The sequence below is a fragment of the Streptomyces sp. NPDC044044 genome (assembly GCF_056434405.1).
Genome location: NZ_JBWKFG010000005.1, coordinates 692,822 through 713,438 on the forward strand (window position 1 = coordinate 692,822; position 20,617 = coordinate 713,438).

At 72.0% G+C, this 20,617-nt stretch carries 16 protein-coding genes; 12 read left to right on the plus strand and 4 right to left on the minus strand.

The genetic code is table 11. The features are described from left to right. The first annotated feature begins 75 nt into the window (after positions 1–75). Both manB and AC07AG_RS22400 read left to right on the plus strand, forming a co-directional pair. Complete coding sequence (gene manB / locus AC07AG_RS22395) at positions 76–1,158, plus strand: mannose-1-phosphate guanylyltransferase (protein ID WP_478756994.1); 1,083 nt, start codon at positions 76–78, stop codon at positions 1,156–1,158. A 281-nt stretch (positions 1,159–1,439) separates the two neighbouring features. Beyond that, positions 1,440–2,456 carry a DNA-3-methyladenine glycosylase family protein gene (locus AC07AG_RS22400; protein WP_478756996.1) on the plus strand — a complete coding sequence of 339 codons (1,017 nt, stop codon included), beginning with the start codon at positions 1,440–1,442 and terminating at the stop codon, positions 2,454–2,456. Between the two features lie 144 nt (positions 2,457–2,600). Here the strand turns inward: AC07AG_RS22400 and AC07AG_RS22405 are convergent, their stop codons facing one another. Genes AC07AG_RS22405 through AC07AG_RS22415 form a run of 3 tightly spaced genes read right to left on the minus strand, consistent with a single transcriptional unit; the run spans position 2,601 to position 5,468 of the window. After that, positions 2,601–3,965, minus strand: a complete 1,365-nt coding sequence (locus AC07AG_RS22405) for a coenzyme F420-0:L-glutamate ligase (RefSeq protein ID WP_478756998.1) — start codon at positions 3,963–3,965, stop codon at positions 2,601–2,603. Continuing rightward, positions 3,962–4,918 carry a 2-phospho-L-lactate transferase gene (gene cofD / locus AC07AG_RS22410; protein WP_478757000.1) on the minus strand — a complete coding sequence of 319 codons (957 nt, stop codon included), beginning with the start codon at positions 4,916–4,918 and terminating at the stop codon, positions 3,962–3,964. The genes AC07AG_RS22405 and cofD overlap by 4 nt, the downstream gene beginning before the upstream one ends. Positions 4,919–4,952: 34 nt before the next feature. Beyond that, positions 4,953–5,468, minus strand: a complete 516-nt coding sequence (locus tag AC07AG_RS22415) for a cysteine dioxygenase (protein ID WP_478757002.1) — start codon at positions 5,466–5,468, stop codon at positions 4,953–4,955. A 703-nt stretch (positions 5,469–6,171) separates the two neighbouring features. Here AC07AG_RS22415 and AC07AG_RS22420 point away from each other — a divergent pair. The 3 genes from AC07AG_RS22420 (at position 6,172) to AC07AG_RS22430 (ending at position 11,801) form a co-directional block, all read left to right on the plus strand. After that, positions 6,172–6,435 (plus strand): WhiB family transcriptional regulator, encoded by a 264-nt coding sequence (locus AC07AG_RS22420; protein ID WP_016642094.1) that lies wholly within the window; start codon positions 6,172–6,174, stop codon positions 6,433–6,435. Positions 6,436–6,639: 204 nt separating this feature from the next. Further along, entirely contained in the window at positions 6,640–10,305 is a 3,666-nt protein-coding gene (locus AC07AG_RS22425) for a glycosyltransferase (RefSeq protein WP_478757004.1), read from the plus strand. After that, complete coding sequence (locus AC07AG_RS22430) at positions 10,302–11,801, plus strand: DUF5719 family protein (protein ID WP_478757005.1); 1,500 nt, start codon at positions 10,302–10,304, stop codon at positions 11,799–11,801. Before AC07AG_RS22425 ends, AC07AG_RS22430 begins: the two co-directional genes overlap by 4 nt. Before the next feature lie 112 nt (positions 11,802–11,913). Here AC07AG_RS22430 and AC07AG_RS22435 read toward each other — a convergent pair whose 3' ends face one another. Then, on the minus strand, positions 11,914–12,375 hold the full coding sequence (locus AC07AG_RS22435; RefSeq protein ID WP_249589551.1) for a metallopeptidase family protein: 462 nt from the start codon (positions 12,373–12,375) through the stop codon (positions 11,914–11,916). Positions 12,376–12,729: 354 nt separating this feature from the next. Here AC07AG_RS22435 and AC07AG_RS22440 point away from each other — a divergent pair, with 354 nt between their 5' ends. From AC07AG_RS22440 to AC07AG_RS22470, 7 genes are all read left to right on the plus strand, one after another. Then, positions 12,730–13,104: a DUF3499 domain-containing protein gene (locus tag AC07AG_RS22440; protein ID WP_030793262.1), complete on the plus strand. Its 375-nt coding sequence runs from the start codon at positions 12,730–12,732 to the stop codon at positions 13,102–13,104. 169 nt (positions 13,105–13,273) lie between these two features. Further along, positions 13,274–14,890, plus strand: coding sequence for an L-lactate permease (locus AC07AG_RS22445; RefSeq protein ID WP_478757007.1), 1,617 nt, complete (start codon positions 13,274–13,276; stop codon positions 14,888–14,890). A gap of 156 nt (positions 14,891–15,046) precedes the next feature. Then, positions 15,047–16,411, plus strand: a complete 1,365-nt coding sequence (locus tag AC07AG_RS22450; RefSeq protein WP_478757009.1) for a phosphomannomutase/phosphoglucomutase — start codon at positions 15,047–15,049, stop codon at positions 16,409–16,411. A gap of 321 nt (positions 16,412–16,732) precedes the next feature. Continuing rightward, on the plus strand, positions 16,733–16,909 hold the full coding sequence (locus AC07AG_RS22455) for a Trm112 family protein (RefSeq protein ID WP_249589554.1): 177 nt from the start codon (positions 16,733–16,735) through the stop codon (positions 16,907–16,909). A gap of 184 nt (positions 16,910–17,093) precedes the next feature. Next, positions 17,094–18,293: an SIS domain-containing protein gene (locus AC07AG_RS22460; RefSeq protein WP_478757010.1), complete on the plus strand. Its 1,200-nt coding sequence runs from the start codon at positions 17,094–17,096 to the stop codon at positions 18,291–18,293. Positions 18,294–18,359: 66 nt separating this feature from the next. Then, the gene (manA, locus tag AC07AG_RS22465; RefSeq protein WP_478757012.1) at positions 18,360–19,514 is read left to right on the plus strand and encodes a mannose-6-phosphate isomerase, class I; all 1,155 of its coding nucleotides are present in this window, start codon (positions 18,360–18,362) and stop codon (positions 19,512–19,514) included. Between the two features lie 125 nt (positions 19,515–19,639). Beyond that, positions 19,640–20,599 (plus strand): cation diffusion facilitator family transporter, encoded by a 960-nt coding sequence (locus tag AC07AG_RS22470; RefSeq protein ID WP_478757013.1) that lies wholly within the window; start codon positions 19,640–19,642, stop codon positions 20,597–20,599. The last annotated feature ends 18 nt before the right edge of the window (positions 20,600–20,617 follow it).

Genomic DNA, 20,617 nt, shown 5'->3' on the forward strand with positions numbered 1-20,617 from the left:
CTGCAAAGCCATCTGCATACACTGGCCGGCCGCGACTCAAGTTCGGCCGGCCCCAGCAGGAAGCAGAGACGACAGGTGACAGAAGCGATCCTCCTGGTCGGCGGCAAGGGAACCCGGCTGCGTCCGCTCACGGTGCACACCCCCAAACCGATGGTTCCGGCGGCGGGTGTCCCGTTCCTCACCCACCAGCTGGCGCGGGCCCGCGCGGCAGGCGTGGAGCACATCGTCCTGGCGACCTCGTACCTCGCCGAGGTCTTCGAGCCGTACTTCGGCGACGGCTCGGCGCTCGGCCTCCACATCGAGTACGTCACGGAGACCGAGCCCCTCGGCACGGGCGGCGCGATCCGCAACGTGGCATCGCGCCTGCGCTCGGGCCCCGACGACCCGGTCCTGATCTTCAACGGCGACATCCTCACGGGCCTGGACATCCGTGCCCTGGTCACCACGCACGAGGAGTCGGGGGCGGACGTCTCCCTGCACCTCACGAAGGTCGACGACCCCCGCGCGTACGGCCTCGTGCCGACCGACGCGACGGGCAGGGTGCAGGCCTTCCTGGAGAAGCCGCAGACCCCCGAGGAGATCGTCACCGACCAGATCAACGCGGGCGCGTACGTGTTCCGGCGCTCGGTCATCGACACGATCCCGGCAGGCCGCCCGGTCTCGGTGGAACGCGAGACGTTCCCCGACCTCCTGGCATCCGGAGCCCACCTCCAGGGCATGGTCGACTCGACGTACTGGCTGGACCTGGGCACACCCCAGGCCTTCGTACGCGGCTCCGCCGACCTGGTCCTCGGCCGCGCCCCGTCCCCCGCGATCCCCGGCCGCTGCGGCGACCGCCTGGTCCTGCCGACCGCCACGGTCGCCCCGGACGCGAAGCTCACGGGCGGCACGGTGGTCGGCGACGACGCGGTGATCGGCGAGGGCGCACGGGTGGACGGCAGCACGGTCCTGGCGGGCGCGGTCATCGAACCGAACGCGGTGATCACGGACTCACTGATCGGCGCGGGCGCGAAGGTGGGCGCACGCACGGTCCTGGCGGGCGCGGTGATCGGCGACGGCGCGGAGATCGGCGCCGACAACGAACTGCGCGACGGAGTACGGGTGTGGTGCGGGGCGAGGCTGCCGGCGGGGGCGGTGCGGTTCTCGTCGGACCAGTAGCTCTTTCGCCGGCTGGGCTACGCGGTCCCCGGCTGGGGCGGGGGCTGGGTTTTCAGCCCGTCCGGCGTTTGAGGACGACTCGGCGGGGCTGGTGATGGCGGCGCGCAAGGCTCTGGGGCGGCGGGTTTTCGGCTGGGGCGGGGGCTGGGTTCTCAGCCCGTCCGGCGTTTGAGGACGAACTCGGCGGAGCCGGTGATCGACGGCACGCAAGGCCCCCGCGCCGGAGCGGGTTTTCGGGAAGGGGCGGGGTAGGGGACAAAAAAGCCCCTACCCTCGTACAGATGTCATCCCGTTTCGCCCCCCGCCCCACCCGCACCACAGTGCGCGGCGGCGAAACGGCGATCCCCCAGGGCATGCCCCGCCAACCCACAGCGGCGCGCACCCACACTCACACCCGCACGTGGACCCCACCCCACCCCCTGAACCTGGGCCTGACCCTCGGCCCCCTCCGAAGGGGCCCCGCGGACCCCACGTTCCGCGTGACCCCCGACGGCTCGGCCTGGCGGGCCAGCCGCACCCCGGAGGGCCCCGGCACGCTCAGGGTCGCCCTCCACGCGGACACGGTGGAGGCAGAAGCCTGGGGCCCAGGAGCCACCTGGCTCCTGGACCAACTCCCGCAGCTGCTCGGCGAGTCGGACACCCCGGAGGACTTCACCCCCCGCCACCGCCTGCTCGCAGCAACAGCGCACCGCCGCCCCGGCCTCCGCCTGCTCCGCACGGGCCTGGTCCTGGAGTCCCTGATCCCGTCGATCCTGGAACAGAAGGTCACGACGGACGAGGCCTACCGCGCCTGGCGCCTCCTGGTCCGCAAGTACGGCGAACCGGCACCGGGCCAGGCCCCCGCCCAGCTCCGCCTGCACGTCATGCCGGACCCCAGGACCTGGACCCTGATCCCGTCCTGGGAGTGGCACAAGGCGGGCGTGGACAACAAACGCGCGTCGACGATCCTGCGCGCGGCACGCGTGGCCGCGCGCATGGAGGAGGCGGCGACGATGTCCCCGCCCGAAGCCCAGGCCCGCCTGGAGCTGATCCCGGGCATCGGCCCCTGGACGTCGGCGGAGACGATCCAGCGCAGCAACGGCGCCCCGGACGCGGTCACGGTGGGCGACCTCCACCTGCCGGGAATCATCGGCTACGCGCTGGCAGGCGACCGCACGGCGGACGACGAGGAGATGCTGCGCCTCCTGGAGCCCTACGCGGGCCAGCGCCACCGAGCGGCCCGCCTGATCCTCCTGAGCGGCCGCACCCCGGCCCGCAGACAGCCGAAAATGCCGAAGACCGACATCGGGGCGCTGTAGGACCGCAGGGCACGGGGTGCCCCCGCACGGGGCGCCCCCGTAAGGGGCGCGGGGAACTGCGCGACCAGCCCCCACGGACCCGCGGCCGAAAGAGAGCCGAAAGAGAAGCGCCCGGCGCCCCGCCCGACGCCCCGGCGAGTCGGGTTACCGCAACAGGACGAAGTCCTCCGCATCCCGCTCGGCCCGAGCGACGGGCTCAGCCGCCGCATGCCCCACAGCCACCGCCCCCATCGGATCCCACGACCCCGGAAGCCCGAGCACGTCCCGTACGACATCCCGGCAGAACATCGTCGACGAGACCCAGGCGGACCCAAGACGCTCCCCGGCAAGGGCGACGAGGAAGTTCTGCACCCCGGCCCCGGCCGCGACCACGAACATCTCCCGCTCGGCGGCGTCACGCCGCGCATCCCCATACGTGTGCGAGCCGTCCGTCACCAGACAAGGCACCACCAGATAAGGCGCCTTGCGCAGCACATCCCCCCGCCGCACCCGCTTCGCGACGGACTCGGCGGACTTCCCGTCCCGCTCCAGGTCGGCGACCCACGCCTCCCGCATCGCGTCGAGCAACCGCACCCGCGACTCCTTCGACTCAAGGAGGACGAACCGCCACGGCGTCGTGTGATGCGGCGCTGGCGCCGTCACCGCCGCCGCCACGGCCCGCCGCACGGCCCCGGGGTCCACCGGCTCGTCCGTGAACTCGCGCACGGTCCGCCGCTGCGTCACGGCCTCCCGGACGGCTTCGGACGTGCCGAGCCGGAACATGTCGTCACGGGAGCTCCGCACCATGACCCGGGCCCCCTCGTCGGTCTCCCCGGCCTCACCGGACTCCCCGACGACGTGCGGCAGCCCGCGGACCACCGCGACCGGCAGCCCCCCGGCCTTCCCCTTGACGAGATCACCCGCGGCGGCCAGCTCGTCCGCCGTGGCCACGACCGTCGCGCTCAGCGGATTGCCGTACGCGTCGGTCCCGCCCCGCAGATCGTCGAGCACGCGCACGCCCGCCGCCCCGATGGCGACGTCCGTCAGGCCGTTGCGCCAGGGCCGTCCGAAGGTGTCCGTGACCACGACCCCCACGTCCACACCCAGCGCGTCCCGCAGTCCGTCCCGCACCGCACGCGCCGAGGCGTCGGCGTCCTCGGGCAGCAACAGGACGGTCCCGGCAGGAGTGTTGGAGGCATCGACACCGGCGGCGGCCATCACGAGGCCCTGCCGGTTCTCGACGATGCGCAGGGTCCCGCGCCGCGCCACGACCCGCACGGTCTCGGCGTCGATGGCCGCCTCGCGGTCGCTCGCCCCGACGATCCGCCCCTCGGCCTTGCTGACGATCTTCGAGGTGACGAGCAGGACGTCACCGTCGGCGAGCCCCGGTTCCGTGGCGGCGATCAGCTTGGCGATGTCGTCCCCCTGCCGCACCTCGGGCAGCCCGGGAACGGCCCACACGCGGTACGAAGGCGAAGCCCCGGCCCCAGACGTCCCGGCCCCGGAAGTCGCCGTCCCGGAAGAGGTCACGCCCGCACCTCCTCCGCGAGGGCGAGCGCCGCACGCGCCATCTCGGCGGTCGCGTCGATGTCGCTCATCATCAGCGGAATCGCCCGGCACCGGATCCCGGCCGACTCGACCCGCTCCACGACCCCCGCGTCCACGGTGTCGACGAGCCAGCCGTCGAGCATCCCGCTTCCGTAGTGCTCGGCGACCGCGGCGGCCGTCGTCTCCACGCCCACCGCGGCGAGCACCTTGTCGGCCATGCCTCGCACGGGAGCGTCCCCGACGATGGGGGAGAGCCCGACGACGGGCACGCCCGCGTCGGCGATGGCCTCGCGGATGCCCGGCACGGCGAGGATCGTCCCGACGCTCACCACGGGGTTGGACGGCGGGAAGAGCACGACGTCCGCTTCGGCGATCGCCTCCAGGACGCCCGGCGCGGGCTTGGCCTGGTCGGCGCCGACGGGCACGATGGCGTGCGCGTCCACGGAGGCCCGAAGCCGCACCCAGTACTCCTGGAAGTGCACGGCCTTCTGCTCGCCGTCGACCGTGACGGCGACATGCGTCTCGACGCGGTCGTCCGACATCGGGATGAGCCGCACGCCCGGCTGCCAGCGCTCGCAGAGCGCTTCCGTCACCGCGCTGAGCGGGAATCCGGCGGCCAGCATCTGCGTCCGCACGATGTGCGTCGCGAAGTCCCTGTCGCCGAGCCCGAACCACTCGGGACCGACTCCGTACGCCGCGAGTTCTTCCTTGACCTTGAACGTCTCGTCCGTACGTCCCCAGCCCTGCTCTTCGTTGATGCCGCCGCCGAGGGTGTACATCACGGTGTCGAGGTCGGGGCAGACCTTCAGGCCGAACAGGTGAATGTCGTCACCGGTGTTGCCGATGACCGTGATGTCCGCGTCAGGCGCGGCTTTCTTGAGCCCGCGGAGGAAACGGGCGCCGCCGATACCGCCGGCCAGGACCACAATGCGCATGAGCCCAAGCATGTCAGGCAGGTACGACAGCGCGTCAGGCGGTTACGACATCTCCGGCCGCCGGAGCGGTGGCCCGCACGCCGCACTGCGCCGCGTGCATCGGCATGTCGGTCAGGCCGGGGTAGTAGATGTGCAGGCTGACGGCCGGTTCCAGGGAGTCGTTGACCACGTCGTGGACGTACCCGGGCGCGAACACGCGCTGCGCCCCGGCGCCGAGCGCGCGCTGACCGCGCTCCGTACGCTCCGTCAGTTCGCCCTCCAGGACCGTCAGTACGCCGGACGAGCGGCCGTGGTCGTGCGAACCGCTGCCCTGTCCCGGCACCCAGGAGAGCAGCCAGACCTCGTATCCCGGTCCGGTGCGCAGGCGGTGGTACCAGCGGCTCGTCGCGTCGTACTCGACGAGGTGGGACCACTGCGCGCGGTCGGCCGCGATGGTGCGGGCCAGGCCGACGAACTCGGCCACGGTGGCCGGGTGCTCGCGGGCGGGCTGCAGGAGGTGGGTGACTTCGAGGATGTCGCCGGCGATCTGGAGGTCGCTGTCGCTGTTCATGGTGCGGTGGTTCCTCAACGTGAGTGTCAGGAGTCGCTAGGGAGCAAATGCGAGGGAACAGAAGGGGGCTGCGAGGCCGGAGAAGGGAAAGCGGCTCGGGCGGCGATACGGCGCCGGAGCGGGCTCAACAGCTGGAAGCGGTATGCCTCAACAGCTGGAACAGGAACAGCGACAGCGCGCGTGGACAGCACCGAGGAGCCCGCTGGTGCGGGTCGTCGAGAGTGCCAAGTTTGCGAGCATGCCCACTAGGACAGCGGCTCACACCTTCCCTGTCAACTCTATGTCCGGTATGTGGGATATGTTTCACCTCATCCGGTTGTTCTGTCAGGGGAAAGGTTTGTGCAGTGAGCACACGGGACACATCGCGCTTCAACCGGCGCGTAAACCCCGGCGTGAACCCGTGACCCGAATGTGATCCCCTTCGCTTCGGTGGACCGGCCGCAACGGGATCGATCTCCGTGACGTCCTTCCCTGATGAGGGCGCCACGGGGTACCTCGGGATGGGCCGCTGGCAAGTGTCAGGGTTTATGCCGATTTGAACACTTTCCGCATTACCTTGGTTCCGCAGGGTGAATAAGGGACCCAATAGCAGATCTCGGCTTGACTGGCCCGGATCGGCACACTTGTAATTTCACTCGTGTCGTTCAGCCGAAATCGGTAACGGCAAGCACCACGGGGACGCACAGACAGACGAGGGGCGCACATGACCGAGCTGGTTCAGGAACTGCTGGTCGAGGACGCGGACGAGGAACTCGGCTGGCAGGAGCGCGCGCTGTGCGCCCAGACCGATCCCGAGTCCTTCTTCCCCGAGAAGGGCGGCTCCACGCGAGAGGCCAAGAAGGTCTGCCTCGCCTGTGAGGTTCGCTCGGAATGCCTTGAGTACGCACTGGCGAACGACGAGCGGTTCGGTATCTGGGGCGGCCTTTCGGAGCGTGAACGCCGCCGTCTGAAGAAGGCCGCCGTCTGAACACCAGCTGGTTCCGCCCGACCATCCGCCCGACCAAACGGCACACACCCCTACGTAAGGAACGGCCCGTCGCCCGTGGGTTATCCACAGGCGGCGGGCTGTTGTGATGCCAGCCGTTAGTGTGGGGCCCCGTCCGAGACGCCCCGGCGCCCCCATGAAGCGCAGGCGTCCACCGCAGTCCATCGAACCGGGGCCCGTACCTCGATGTCCGTGCACAGCCATTCGGCAGCCGCTCACCACGACGCTGCCGCCCCTGAGTTCCCGCGGCACGTCGTCACCGCCGTGATCGTCTCCCACGACGGCGCCCGCTGGCTGCCCGACGCCCTGGCCGGCCTGCTCGGCCAGGAGCGCCCGGTGCAGAACGCCGTGGCCGCGGACACCGGCAGCGCGGACGACTCCGCCCGCCTGGTCACCGAGGCACTCGGCCCCGACCGCGTCCTGCACCTGGCCCGGCGCTCCGGCTTCGGCACCGCCGTCGACGAGGCGAACCGCACCGCCGGCGTGCTGACCCCGGAAGAGCTGCCCTATCTGAAGCGCCCCAGCGGCTGGGACCCGGTCAGCCGGTCCTGGCGCGACGACGCCTACGACCTCCCCGAACTGCCGCACGGCGAGCCCGAGCAGTGGCTCTGGCTGCTGCACGACGACTGCGCGCCCGAGCCGGGCGCCCTCGCCGAACTGCTGCGCGTCGTGGAGAACGAACGCGAGGTCGGCAAGGACGTCGCGATCGTCGGCCCCAAGCTGCGCGGTTGGTACGACCGCCGCCAGCTCCTCGAGGTCGGCGTCTCCATCGCCAACAGCGGCCGCCGCTGGACCGGCATCGACCGCCGCGAACAGGACCAGGGCCAGCACGACCACGTACGGCCCGTCCTCTCGGTCTCCACCGCGGGCATGCTGATCCGCCGTGACGTCTTCGCCGAACTGGGCGGGTTCGACCGGCGCCTGCCGCTCATGCGGGACGACGTCGACCTGTGCTGGCGCGCGCAGAACGCGGGCCACCGCGTCCTCATCGCCCCCGAAGCCGTCGTGCGGCACGCCGAGGCCTCCTCGCGCGAGCGCCGCACCGTCGACTGCGTCGGGCGTACGTCGACGTCGCCGCACCGCGTGGACAAGGCGGGCGCCGCCTACACCCTGCTCGTCAACGCCCGTACGGCCGTGCTGCCCTGGGTGCTCCTGCGGCTCGTGGTGGGCACCCTGCTGCGTACCGTCGCGTATCTGGTCGGCAAGGTTCCCGGCCAGGCCGTCGACGAGGTCGCCGGTCTCCTGGGGACGCTGCTGCGGCCCGGACGGATCGCGAGCGCCCGCAAGCAGCGCGGCAAGTCGGCGCTCGAACCGGCCGAGATGCGGCCGCTGTTCCCGCCGCCGGGCGCCACCGTGCGCGCCACCGTCGAACAGGTCGCGGGCAGTGTCGTCGGCCGCTCCGACCCCGAGGCCGTCACCGGCGCGGGACGGCACGGCGGCGTCGAGTCCGGACCGGGCGGTGACGACGCCGACTTCCTTCAGGTCGAGCAGTTCGCACGGCTGAAGCGCATGGCCCGCAAGCCGGGGCCGATGCTCTTCGTGGTGCTCCTGTTCGTCTCGCTCATCGCCTGCCGCGAACTCCTCGGCGGCGGTGCCCTCGCGGGCGGCGCGCTGCTTCCCGCACCCGGCGACTCCTCCGCCCTCTGGTCGCGCTATCTGGACGCCTGGCACCCCGTGGGGACCGGCGGCACGCAGTCGGCGCCGCCCTACCTCGCGCTCGTCGCGGGGCTCAGCTCCCTGCTGTTCGGGTCCACCGGGCTCGCTGTCACGGTGCTCCTCGTCGGCTCGGTGCCGCTCGCGGGATTCGCCGCCTACTTCGCATCGAGGCCGCTGGTCGAGTCGCGCCTGCTGCGCGCCTGGGCCTCGGTCGCGTACGCCTTCCTGCCGGCCGCCACGGGCGCGCTCGCGGGCGGGCGCATCGGCACCGCCGTCCTGGCGGTCCTGCTGCCGCTGATGGCGCGCGCGGGCATCGCAGCGAGCGGGCTGACCTCTTCGGAGGGCTCGCGCGGGAGCTGGCGCGCCTCCTGGGCGTTCGCCCTGCTCCTGACGCTCACCACCGCCTTCACGCCGATCATGTGGCCGATCGCCCTGGTGCTCGGCCTCGCGCTCCTCGTGGTGCGCAGGGGCGACATCACGGCGTACGGCCTGCGCTTCCTCGCCGCGCTCGGCACCCCGCTCCTGATGCTCGCGCCCTGGTCGCTCTCGCTGCTGCCCTTCGGCTTCTTCGGAGAGGCGGGCCTGGAGTTCGCCGCCGGCTCCGCGACCGGCCTCGACCTGCTCGGGGGCAGCCCCGGCGGTCCCGGGACGGTGGACGGGCTGCTGCTCATCGGCATCGTGCTCGCCGCCCTGGCCGCGCTCCTTCGCACCGAGCGGCAGCTCGCCGTCCGCACCGCCTGGGTCGTCGCACTGGTCTCGCTCGTCTTCGCGGCGCTCTCGAACGGCTCGGCGTGGGCAGGCCCCGCGACCCTCGGGTACGGGATCGCGCTCCTGGCGGCCGCCGCGCTCGGTGCCGACGGCGCACGCACGCGTGTCGCCGAGCAGAGCTTCGGGTGGCGTCAGCCGGTGGCCGTCCTCATCGCCTTCGCGGCCGCCGCCGGACCGCTGCTCGTCGCCGCGGGGTGGATGATCCGCGGCGCCGACGGCCCCCTGGAGCGGCGCGACCCGGTGCAGGTGCCCGCGTTCGTCGCCGAGGAGAGCGGCACGCAGGACCAGGCCCGCACGCTCGTCCTGGACAGCGACTCGGCCGCCCAGGTCGCGTACACCCTCGTGCGCGGATCGGGTGCCCGGCTCGGTGACGCCGAGCTCGCCGACGCGGGCGGCTCGAACCAGCACCTCGACAAGATCGTCGCCAGGCTCCTCGCGGGCTCCGGCGCCGACCAGGCCGACCAGCTCGGCGGCTTCGCCGTTCGCTACGTCCTCGTACGCGACGGCGCACCCCGCCAGATGAGCCGCACCCTGGACTCCACGCCCGGCCTCACCCGGCTCAGCCAGGAGGACGGCAGCGCCCTGTGGCGCGTGGACCGCCAGGTCTCGCGCGCCGCGATCGTGCCCGAGTCCGGCGACCCCCTGCCGGTCGCCGCGGGCCCCGTCGAGCTGCACACGAACATCCCGGCCGGCGACGAGGGCCGCACCCTGCGGCTCGCCGACGCGGCCGACGACGGCTGGACGGCCACCCTGGACGGCACCCCGCTGACCAGGACCACGCTGGACGGCTGGGCGCAGGGCTTCGACCTGCCCGCCACGGGCGGCCGCCTGGACGTCGCCTACGAATCGCCCGCGAGCCACACGGGATGGCTGTGGGCACAGGGCGCGCTGGCCGTGGTCCTGGTGGTCCTCGCCCTTCCGGGACGGCGCCGCGACGTGGACGACGACCTGCCGGACGAGCCCGTCATCCCGGCCCAGCCGGTCGAGGGCGAGGGGCGCAGGGCGCGCAGGCTGCGGGCCGCACAGGCCGAGCAGGAGGCCGCGCAGGCGGCCGCCGGGCAGGACGACACCGCCGGTGCGGTGCCCCCTCCTCCGGAGGAGGAGGCCTTCGCCGCCGTGCCCCAGCAGCAGTCGTACGACGAGTGGGAGGCCCCCGCCCACGCGGGCGCCGAGTACGGCACGTACCAAGGCGAGCAGCAGTACCAGGACGCGCAGTACCCGGCGGGTGGCTACGACCAGGCCGCGTACCAGGACCCCTACCAGGGCGGCCAGTACGACCCGTACGCCTACGGAGGCGCGCAGCAGGGCGGTGAGCAGTACGGGCAGTCGTTCGACGCCACGTACGGGCAGCAGCCCCCGATGCCGCCACAGCCCCCGCAGCCGCCGCACGGCACCGACAGTGAGCGCCCCGACGGGAGCCAGCAGTGAACCGCACGACCCAGTCCCTGATCGCCGTCGCGGCCGCGCTCGCCGCCGTCACCGGATTCGCCGCGGCCAACGCGCCCGACGGCAGCGGCGACGACGGCGCGAAGGCGGCCGCGCGGCTGCCCGTCGAGCGCACCAGCCTGCTCTGCCCGGTGCCCAGTTCGTCCGACCTCGCCGAGACCTCGTACACGGCGTTCACGCCCAAGGGCACGGACTCCGGCGACGCGGGCAAGGCCGAGCTGCTGCCTGCCACGCAGGAGTTGACGGACGCTCCGAAGCACGGCGGCAAGGACAAGAAGAAGGCCGTCAAGCCCTTCCTGACCCCGAAGGCACCGGGCAAGCCCGTCACCGGCGAGGAGTCCGGCGGGGAGTCGCCCGCGCTCCTCGGCACCGCCGACGGCCGGCTGGCCCCCGGCTGGACCGTCCAGCAGACCACCAAGTACTCGGTGGGCAGCGGACGCGGCCTCCAGGGCGCCAACTGCACGGCACCCGACACGGACTTCTGGTTCCCGGGCGCGAGCACCGACAAGGACCGCAGCGACTACGTCCACCTGACCAACCCGGACGACTCGGCGGCCGTCGTCGACGTCGAGCTGTACGGCAAGGACGGCGCCCTCAAGACCGAGGTGGGGGAGGCGATCCAGGTCCAGCCGCACTCCAGCGTCCCGGTCCTGCTGTCCACCCTCTCGCCCAAGGAGCAGACCAACCTCACGATGCACGTGACCGCGCGCAGCGGCCGGGTCGCCGCAGCCGTGCAGTCGTCGGATGACAAGCTCGGCGGCGACTGGCTGCCCGCGTCCGCCGACCCCGCGAGCCGCCTGGTCCTGCCCGGCATCCCCAAGGACGCCACGTCGGTACGTCTGGTGGCCTTCGCGCCCGGCGCCGACGACGCCGACCTGAAGGTCCAACTGGCGTCGCCCACCGGCTCGATCAGCCCGGCCGGACACGCGAACCTGCACGTGAAGTCCGGCATGACGACCGCCGTCGACCTCGGCGACGTCACAAAGGGCGAGCCGGGATCACTGATCCTGACGCCGACCGAGGACGCCGCACCGGTGGTGGCCGCCCTGCGCGTCACCCGTGGCAAGGGCGCCGACCAGGAGACGGCGTTCATCCCCGCCACGAACACGATCGGCACGCGCGCGACGGCGGCCGACAACCGCGCCAAGGGCTCCACGCTGTCGCTCGTCGCCCCCGGCAAGACCGGCAAGGTCAAGGTCACGGCGTCGGAGGGCAGCGAGGGCGGCTCGTCGACGAGCAAGACGTACACGGTCAAGGGCGGCACGACGCTGGGGGTCAAGCCTCCCGTCCCGAGCGGCCTCAAGGGCACGTACGCACTCACGGTGGAGCCGGTGTCGGGGGCCGAGGTCTACGCCTCGCGCATGCTGGAGGAGCCGGAGGACGGCGTCCCGATGTTCACCGTCCAGACCCTGCCGGACGACAGGGGCACCGTTTCGGTGCCGAAGGCGGAACAGGATCTGAAGGTGCTGCAGAAGTAGGCCGGGCGGGGGAGAGACGGTCTTCCCGGGAGAGGCGGGGGAGTCCCGGTCTTCCCGGGAGAGGACGGGAATCCCGGTCTTCCCGGGGAGGGGGCAGTCCTCCCAGGGAGGGTCAGTCTTCCCCGTACCGCGGGTCCACCGACTCGGGCGAGAGGCCGAGGAGCTCGGCGACCTGCTCGACCACCACTTCGTGGACGAGCGCGGCCCGCTCGTCGCGCCCCTTGGTCCGGATCTCCACCGGGCGCCGGTAGATGACCACCCGGGCGGGCCGCCCGTCGGAGGCCTCGATCGTGCCCCCCAGTGGCACGACGTCATCGCTCCAGTCGTCCTCGCCCGAACCTCCGCCCCGCCCGAGCGCGGGAACCTCGAGCACCAGGAACTCGATCTCGCTCAGCTGCGGCCACCGCCGCTCGATCCGCTCCACGGAGTCCTGCACCAGGTCGGTGAAGACCTCGGCGCGGCTGGCGGACAGCGGCACCTGGGGCGGTGCCACGGGGCCGCGCATGCCCCGGCCGTGGCGGTCGCGGCGGCGGGGCCTCGGGTCTGCGGTGCGGGGCTGTACGGGGTCGTCCATCACTGACGAAGAGTAGTCCTCGAGATCGGCGTTTCCGCACAGCTTCGGCCTGCCTTCCGTACGGCTTCCGTGCGGATTCCGCGTGGCGCGCGGCATGTCGCCCGATGACCATTCCGGCCAGGCTCGGGCCCGATTTCGGATCTCTCCAGGACCGTCGATCTCGCGATGAATGACGGGATTTGCGCCAAGTGGTGACCGGATTCAACACCACTGGTCACCCAGGCCCCTTGTGTCACCGCAGGTCAGCGAGGCGTCGCGCGAACGGGCCGTGGCGGGGATCACAGCACGACACGGTGGGGTGACCTCCCGGGGAGTCGTCGCGGCCCGCTCAAGAGTGCGGTACCGTCCAACATCGTGAGCCCTGTACGTCGCTGTTCGCGCACCGCTTGCGGCCGTCCCGCCGTCGCGACGCTGACGTACGTCTACGCCGACTCGACCGCGGTCCTCGGCCCCCTCGCCACCTACGCCGAACCCCACTGTTACGACCTGTGCGCCGAGCACTCCGAGCGCCTCACCGCGCCCCGTGGCTGGGAGGTCGTCCGCCTCGCCGACGCCTCCGGTCCCGCCCGCCCCAGCGGCGACGACCTCGAAGCGCTCGCCAACGCGGTGCGCGAGGCGGCCCGCCCGCAGGAGCGCGCGGCGGAGGCGGGCGGCGGTGCGCGCAGGGCGGACCCGATGGAGGTCGCGCGCCGCGGTCATCTGCGGGTGTTGCGCTCACCGGATTCCTGATCCTGATCCCTGCCTCTCCGTAGGGCCCCTGTCGCTTACGTAGACCCCTGTCGTTGACTTCTTAACGACTTCTCGCGCACGACCCATTGACGTGCCCATGTCGTCGACACGACCATTCCCCCACTCGTGAGAGATCACTTTCCGCATCACGGAAACCGGGGAGCCGTCCGTGTACGTGCAGCAGCTGGAGCCCGTGGCCGATTCGCTCGGCCTGTCCGCCCTCATCGCGACCCTGCCCCTCCTCACCGTCCTCGTCCTGCTCGGCGTGGTCCGCATGAAGGCGCACCACGCGGGCCTCATCGGACTCGGCGTCGCCGCCCTGGTCGCCTGGGGCGCGTACGGGATGCCGATCGGTCAGACAGCCTCCGGTGCCGCACAAGGCGCACTCTTCGGGCTCTTCCCCATCCTGTGGATCGTCGTCAACGCCCTGTGGGTGTACCGGATGACCGTCCGCACCCGGCACTTCGACATCCTGCGCCGCTCCTTCGGGCGGCTCTCGGACGATCCGCGCATCCAGGCGCTCGTCGTGGCCTTCTGCTTCGGGGCGCTCCTGGAGGCGCTCGCCGGCTTCGGGGCGCCCGTCGCGATCTCCGCCGTGATGCTGGTGGCGCTCGGCTTCGACCCCGTGAAGGCCGCGGTCGTCGCCCTCGTGGCCAACACCGCGCCCGTCGCCTTCGGCGCCATGGGCACCCCCGTGGTGACGCTCGCGCAGGTCACCGGGCTCCCGCTGGACACCGTCGCCTCGGTCGTCGGCCGCCAGACGCCGCTGCTAGCCCTGGTCGTGCCGCTGCTCCTGGTGTTCCTGGTGGACGGGCGGCGCGGCCTGCGCGAGACCTGGGTGCCCGCCCTGGTGTGCGGATTCGCCTTCGCCGCCGCGCAGTTCGCCGCGTCCAACTACGTCTCCGCCCAGCTGGCCGACATCGGGGCGGCGCTGGCGGGCGCGGGCGCACTGGTGGCGGTGCCCAGCGCGCGCAAACCCGCCGCTGAGCCCGTACGCGTCGCGGTCCTCACCGGCGTACGCAGCGAGGACCTGGACCACGACGACCCGCGCCCCGAGATCCTGCGCGCCTACGCCCCGTACGCGCTCATCGTCGCCATCTTCTCGGTCGCCCAGATCCCGCCGGTGAAGGACCTCCTGGCCAAGGCGACGCAGACCTTCGACTGGCCCTTCCTGAACGTCGCCGGTCCCGACGGGGACCCGGTCGGCGGCAATGTCTTCTCGCTGCCGCTCGTGGCGACGGGCGGGACGCTCGTGCTGCTCGCCGGTGTGGGCACGGCGGCCGTCATCGGGGTGCACGCGCGCGTGGCGGTGAAGGAATGGCTCGCGACCGTGCACGAACTGCGGTTCGCGATCCTGACCGTGACCTCCGTGCTCGCGCTCGCGTACGTGATGAACCTGTCCGGGCAGGCCGCCACCATCGGCCACTTCGTGGCGGCGGCGGGCGCGGGGCTCGCCTTCCTCTCGCCGGTGCTCGGCTGGTTCGGCGTCGCGGTCTCCGGCTCCGACACCTCGGCCAACGCGCTCTTCGGCGCGCTCCAGGTGACGGCGGCTCAGCAGTCGGGGCTCTCGCCCGAACTGCTCGCGGCCGCCAACAGTTCGGGCGGTGTGCTCGGCAAGATGATCTCCCCGCAGAACCTGACGATCGCGTGCGCGGCGGTCGGCCTCGCGGGCAAGGAGGGCGATCTGCTCCGCAAGGTGCTGCCCTGGAGTCTCGGCCTGTTGCTGGTGATGTGTCTGATCGTGGTGGGACAGAGCACGGTCGTACTCGGCTGGATGCTGCCGTGACCGGCTGGATGCTTGCCGTGGGGGGAGCATGACGGAGCTTGGCGGCGCTCACAGCTGGTTGTCAGTTGTTGCGGGTAGTTTGGGGTGACCGACGAGCACTTGACTGGTGCTCACCGAAATCCGCTGAACTCGCAGAACCTGCAGAGAGGGTTGGCCGTGACTGCTGATCTGTCCCAGATCGTGAAGGCGTACGACGTGCGCGGGGTGGTCCCGGATCAGTGGGACGAGTCGCTGGCCGAGTTGTTCGGTGCGGCCTTCGCGCGGGTGACGGGTGCGGACGCGATCGTGACGGGGCATGACATGCGGCCGTCGTCGCCGGGTCTCTCGCGGGCTTTCGCGCGTGGGGCGGCGGCGCTGGGTGTGGATGTGACGGAGATCGGCCTGTGTTCGACGGACCAGTTGTATTACGCGTCGGGTGCGCTGGATCTGCCGGGTGCGATGTTCACGGCCTCGCACAATCCCGCGCAGTACAACGGCATCAAGATGTGCCGTGCGGGTGCGGCTCCGGTGGGTCAGGACACCGGTCTGGCGGAGATCCGGGCTCTGGTGGAGGGCTGGTCGCAGGCGGGTGCCCCGGAGGCGGCGGCCACGCCCGGCACGCTGACCGGGCGGGACACCCTCAAGGACTACGCGGCGCATCTGCGGGGTCTGGTGGACTTGACGTCCATCCGCCCTCTGAAGGTCGTGGTGGATGCGGGCAACGGCATGGGCGGGCACACGGTGCCGACGGTCTTTGAGGGGTTGCCGCTCACGCTGGTGCCGATGTTCTTCGAGCTGGATGGCACGTTCCCCAACCATGAGGCCAACCCCCTGGACCCGGCCAACATCGTGGACTTGCAGAAGCGGGTGCGGGAGGAGGGCGCGGACCTGGGTATCGCTTTCGATGGTGACGCGGACCGCTGTTTCGTCGTCGATCAGAGCGGTGATCCGGTCTCCCCTTCGGCGATCACTGCTCTGGTGGCGTCGCGTGAGCTGGCGCGCAACGGCGGCAAGGGCACGGTCATCCACAATCTGATCACGTCGTGGTCGGTGCCCGAGGTGGTGCGGGAGAACGGCGGCACGCCGGTCCGCACCCGGGTGGGGCATTCCTTCATCAAGGAGGAGATGGCCAAGACGGGTGCGATCTTCGGTGGTGAGCACTCGGCGCACTACTACTTCCGTGATTTCTGGAATGCGGACACGGGCATGCTGGCCGCGCTCCATGTCCTGGCGGCGCTGGGGGGTCAGGAGGGGCCGCTGTCGGAGCTCGTCGCGCAGTACGACCGCTATGCGGCCTCCGGGGAGATCAACTCCACGGTGGATGACCAGACGGCTCGCCTGGCGGCGATCAAGGCGAAGTACGAGGCCGCAGAGGGGGTCACGATCGACACCCTGGACGGTCTGACGGTGACGGCGGCGGACTGGTGGTTCAACGTCCGGGCCTCGAACACGGAGCCGCTGCTGCGGCTGAACGTCGAGGCGCGGGACGAGGCCACCATGACAAGGGCCCGTGACGAAGCCCTGGCCATCATCAGGGGCTGATTGAAGAAGCCCACCGCCCGCGTTTGTGGGCAGGCGTTCCGCACGGCGGAACGGGTGGGCACAAACGCCCACCGGGCCGCGGACAAAGAACGACCGTGAGGTCCCGCCCAGGGGGCCCGGGGCGAAGCCCCGGCCTGTACGCGCGTCCAAGGCCCCGGGGCCAGCGGTCGCCGACCGGGCCACAGCCGAAGAACGACCCCAGGCCCCACCCAGGGGACCTGGGGCGAAGCCCCAGCCAGTACACACACCCAAGGCCCCGGGGCCAGCGGTAGGCTGACCAGGCGACATTCCGCACCCCACCCGCTCGAAGGGACCCACCCCATGCCGCTCGAAGCCGGCCTCCTGGAGATCCTCGCCTGCCCGGCCTGCCACGCCCCCCTCAAGGAGGCGGACACGGAGCTGGTCTGCACGGCAGACGGCAAGGACTGCGGCCTCGCCTACCCCGTCCGCGACGGCATCCCCGTCCTCCTCGTCGACGAGGCCCGCCGCCCCGCGTAAGGGCCTCGCAAGGCCGGCGCCAGGCCCTCGCGCCCGGCCCGGCGCAAGCCTGCGCAGGGCGCCGCAGGGTCCGTAAGGCCCAGCAAAGGCCCCGCAAGGCCCCGCGCAACGACAAGAAGCGCGACCCGCGGCGCATGAGCCCGCGCCCCGCACAGGTCGCCCGGCGAATCGGAGGCCCCATCCCATGCTCGACGAATCCCTCCTGGACGCCCCCGAGGCCCTCGCCGTGGCCGACCGCCGCGGCCTCCTCCGCGGCGCAGCAGAGGCCGGCGCCCGCGTCCGTACAGCGGTGCGGCACGCGACGGAGGCCGGGCTCACGCAGCTCAAGCCGGACGGCCGCCCCCGCGCCATCCTGATCGCGGGCCCCGGCACCGCCGCCACCTGCGTGGCCGACCTGCTCGGCACCCTCGCCGGAACGGGCTGCCCCGTGATCCGCCTCGCCCCCACGGGCGTGGCCCCCGCGGCAGGCGCCCTGCGCTGGACGCTCCCCGGCTGGGCGGGCCCCCTGGACCTGCTGCTCATCGCCACCCCGGACGGCACGGAACCCGGCCTCGAACTCCTCGCCGAGCAGGCCTACCGCCGCGGCAGCACGGTCGTGGCCGTCGCCCCCGCCCGCTCCCCGCTCGCCGAGGGCGTCGAGGGCTCGCACGGCCTCACGGTCGCGATGGCCACCTCTCCGTACGGGGAGTACGAAGCCCCGCACGACGGAGAGCGGGCCTCCGGGAGCTACGAGGCGCGCCGCGTGGACGACGAGGCCGCCTCGTCCGCCCCCGCCACCCTCTGGGCCCTGCTCACCCCCCTGCTCATCCTCCTGGACCGCACCGGCCTGATCACCGCACCGGCCGAGACCCTGGAGAAGATCGCCGACCGCCTCGACCACGTCGCCGAACGCTGCGGCCCGGTCGTCGCGACGTACAGCAACCCCGCCAAGACGCTCGCGGCCGAGCTCGCCGAAGCCCTCCCGGTGATCTGGACCGAGGGACAGCTTGCGGGCCCCGTGGGCCGCCGTTTCGCCGCCACGCTCGCCGAGCTCGCCGGGCACCCCGCGGTCGCGGGTGAGCTCCCGGAGTCGCTGCCCGCGCACGGCGCCCTGCTCTCCGGCAACCTCGCCCCGAGCGGCGGCGACGGCGACGACTTCTTCCGCGACCGCGTCGAGGACGCCCAGCAGCTGCGCGCCCGCGTCGTCCTGCTCCGCGACCGCCCGGTGGACGCCGGAGGGCTCAGCGCCGCGCCCGCGGCCCGCGAGCTCGCCCACGGCCACGACATCGCGATCAGCGAGCTGGAGCCGGAGGACGGCGACGAGCTCGAGACCCTCGCGGAGCTGATCGCCGTCACGGATTTCGCCGCCGTTTACCTGGCGCTCGCCCCGAGGGACGGATCATGACCCCAGCCCGGTCATGACAGCAGGCCCCGCCTCGCATCACGTACGTACGTAAGGGAGAACCCCTCCGTGGACCGCCTCACCAACACCATCCGCCCCTACGCCTGGGGTTCCACCACCGCCATCGCGGAGCTCACCGGCGTCGAGCCGACCGGTGAACCGCAGGCCGAGATGTGGATGGGCGCCCACCCCGGCGCACCCTCGCGCACCGGGCGCGGCCCGCTCGACGAGGTGATCGACGAGGACCCGGGGCACGAGCTCGGCAGGGCGGCGGTCGCCAAGTTCGGCCCGCGCCTGCCCTTCCTCCTCAAGCTCCTCGCCGCGGGCGCCCCGCTCTCCCTCCAGGTCCACCCCGACCTGGAGCAGGCGAGGGAGGGCTACGAGGACGAGGAGCGCGCCGGCGTCCCGGTCGACGCCCCGAACCGCAACTACAAGGACGCCAACCACAAGCCCGAACTGATCTGCGCCCTCACGGAGTTCGACGGCCTCTGCGGCTTCCGCGACCCCGTCGAAGCCGCGGATCTGCTGGCCGGTCTGGGCGTCGACTCCTTGAAGCCGTACGTCGATCTGCTGCACGCCAAGCCCCAGGAGGCCGCGCTGCGCGAGGTCCTGACGGCCGTCCTGACCGCGGACCCCGAGGAGATGGCCGCGACCGTCACCGAGGTGACCGAGGCCGCCGGACGCCTGGGCGGCGCCTACGCCCCGTACGCGGGCATCGCGCACCACTACCCCGGCGACCCGGGCGTCATCGCCGCCATGCTCCTCAACCACGTCCGACTGCAGCCCGGCGAGGCCCTGTTCCTCGGCGCCGGAGTCCCGCACGCCTACCTCGACGGCCTCGGCGTCGAGATCATGGCGAACTCGGACAACGTGCTGCGCTGCGGCCTGACCCCCAAGCACGTCGACGTGCCCGAACTCCTGCGCATCGTCCGCTTCGAGGCGACCGACCCCGGCGTCCTGCGCCCCGAGGCATCGCCCGACGGCGAAGAGGTCTACGACACCCCGATCGACGAGTTCCGCCTCTCCCGCTTCGTCCTCGCCGATGGATCGGCACCGCACGACCTCACCGCTGCCACGCCGCAGATCCTGCTCTGCGTGGCGGGCTCGGTCCGGGTGGGCGACGCAGGGGAACTCACGCCCGGACAGTCCGTTTTCGTCCCCGCGAGCGAAAAGGTCGAAGTGTCCGGAGTCGGCACGCTCTTCCGTGCCACTGTGGTGGCCTGACTCACCACCAGAGCCGCGTGCTGCAACAATGACCCACCGCAAAGGGCGGGCAAAGCACCGCCCGGTCGGCAGTGAAGCCGGCGGTGGGTCATGAACGTACGCAGGCGAAGGGACAACGGGCACACATGAGCGCGTCAGGCGGAACAAAGGCGATTGTCGCGGCACTCGCCGCGAATCTCGCGATCGCGGTGGCGAAGTTCGTCGCGTTCATCTTCAGTGGCTCGTCGTCGATGCTCGCCGAGAGCGTGCACTCGCTCGCGGACTCGGGCAACCAGGGGCTGCTGCTCCTCGGCGGCAAGAAGGCGCAGCGCGAGGCGACCCCGCAACACCCGTTCGGGTACGGGCGCGAGCGCTACATCTACGCCTTCCTGGTCTCCATCGTGCTCTTCTCGGTCGGCGGCATGTTCGCGATCTACGAGGGCTACGAGAAGATCAAGCACCCGCACGAGATCGAGGCCTGGTACTGGCCGGTCGGCGTCCTGGTGTTCGCGATCATCGCCGAGAGCTTCTCCTTCCGTACGGCCATCAAGGAGTCGAACCACACGCGCGGCAACCTCACGTGGACGCAGTTCGTCCGCCGTGCGAAGGCCCCCGAGCTGCCGGTCGTGCTCCTGGAGGACCTCGGCGCGCTGGTCGGTCTGATCCTGGCCCTCGTCGGCGTCAGCCTCGCGCTCGCGACGGGCGACGGCGTCTGGGACGGCATCGGCACCCTCTGCATCGGCATCCTGCTCATCCTGATCGCGATCATCCTCGCCGCCGAGACCAAGTCCCTGCTCCTGGGCGAGGCCGCGGGCGTGGAGGACGTGGAGAAGATCGAGAAGGCCCTGGTCGACGGCGAGACGGTCACCCGCGTCATCCACATGCGCACGCTGCACCTCGGCCCCGAGGAGCTCCTCGTCGCCGCCAAGATCGCCGTGCGGCACGACGAGACGGCCGCCGAGGTGGCCGTCGCCATAAACGCAGCCGAGGAGCGCATCCGCGCGGCGGTCCCGATCGCCCGCGTGATCTACCTGGAGCCGGACATCTACGACGAGACGGCGGCCGCGGAGGGCACGAACCCGGCGAAGTCGCCGGGCGGTCACTGACCTTCCGAGTACGACGGA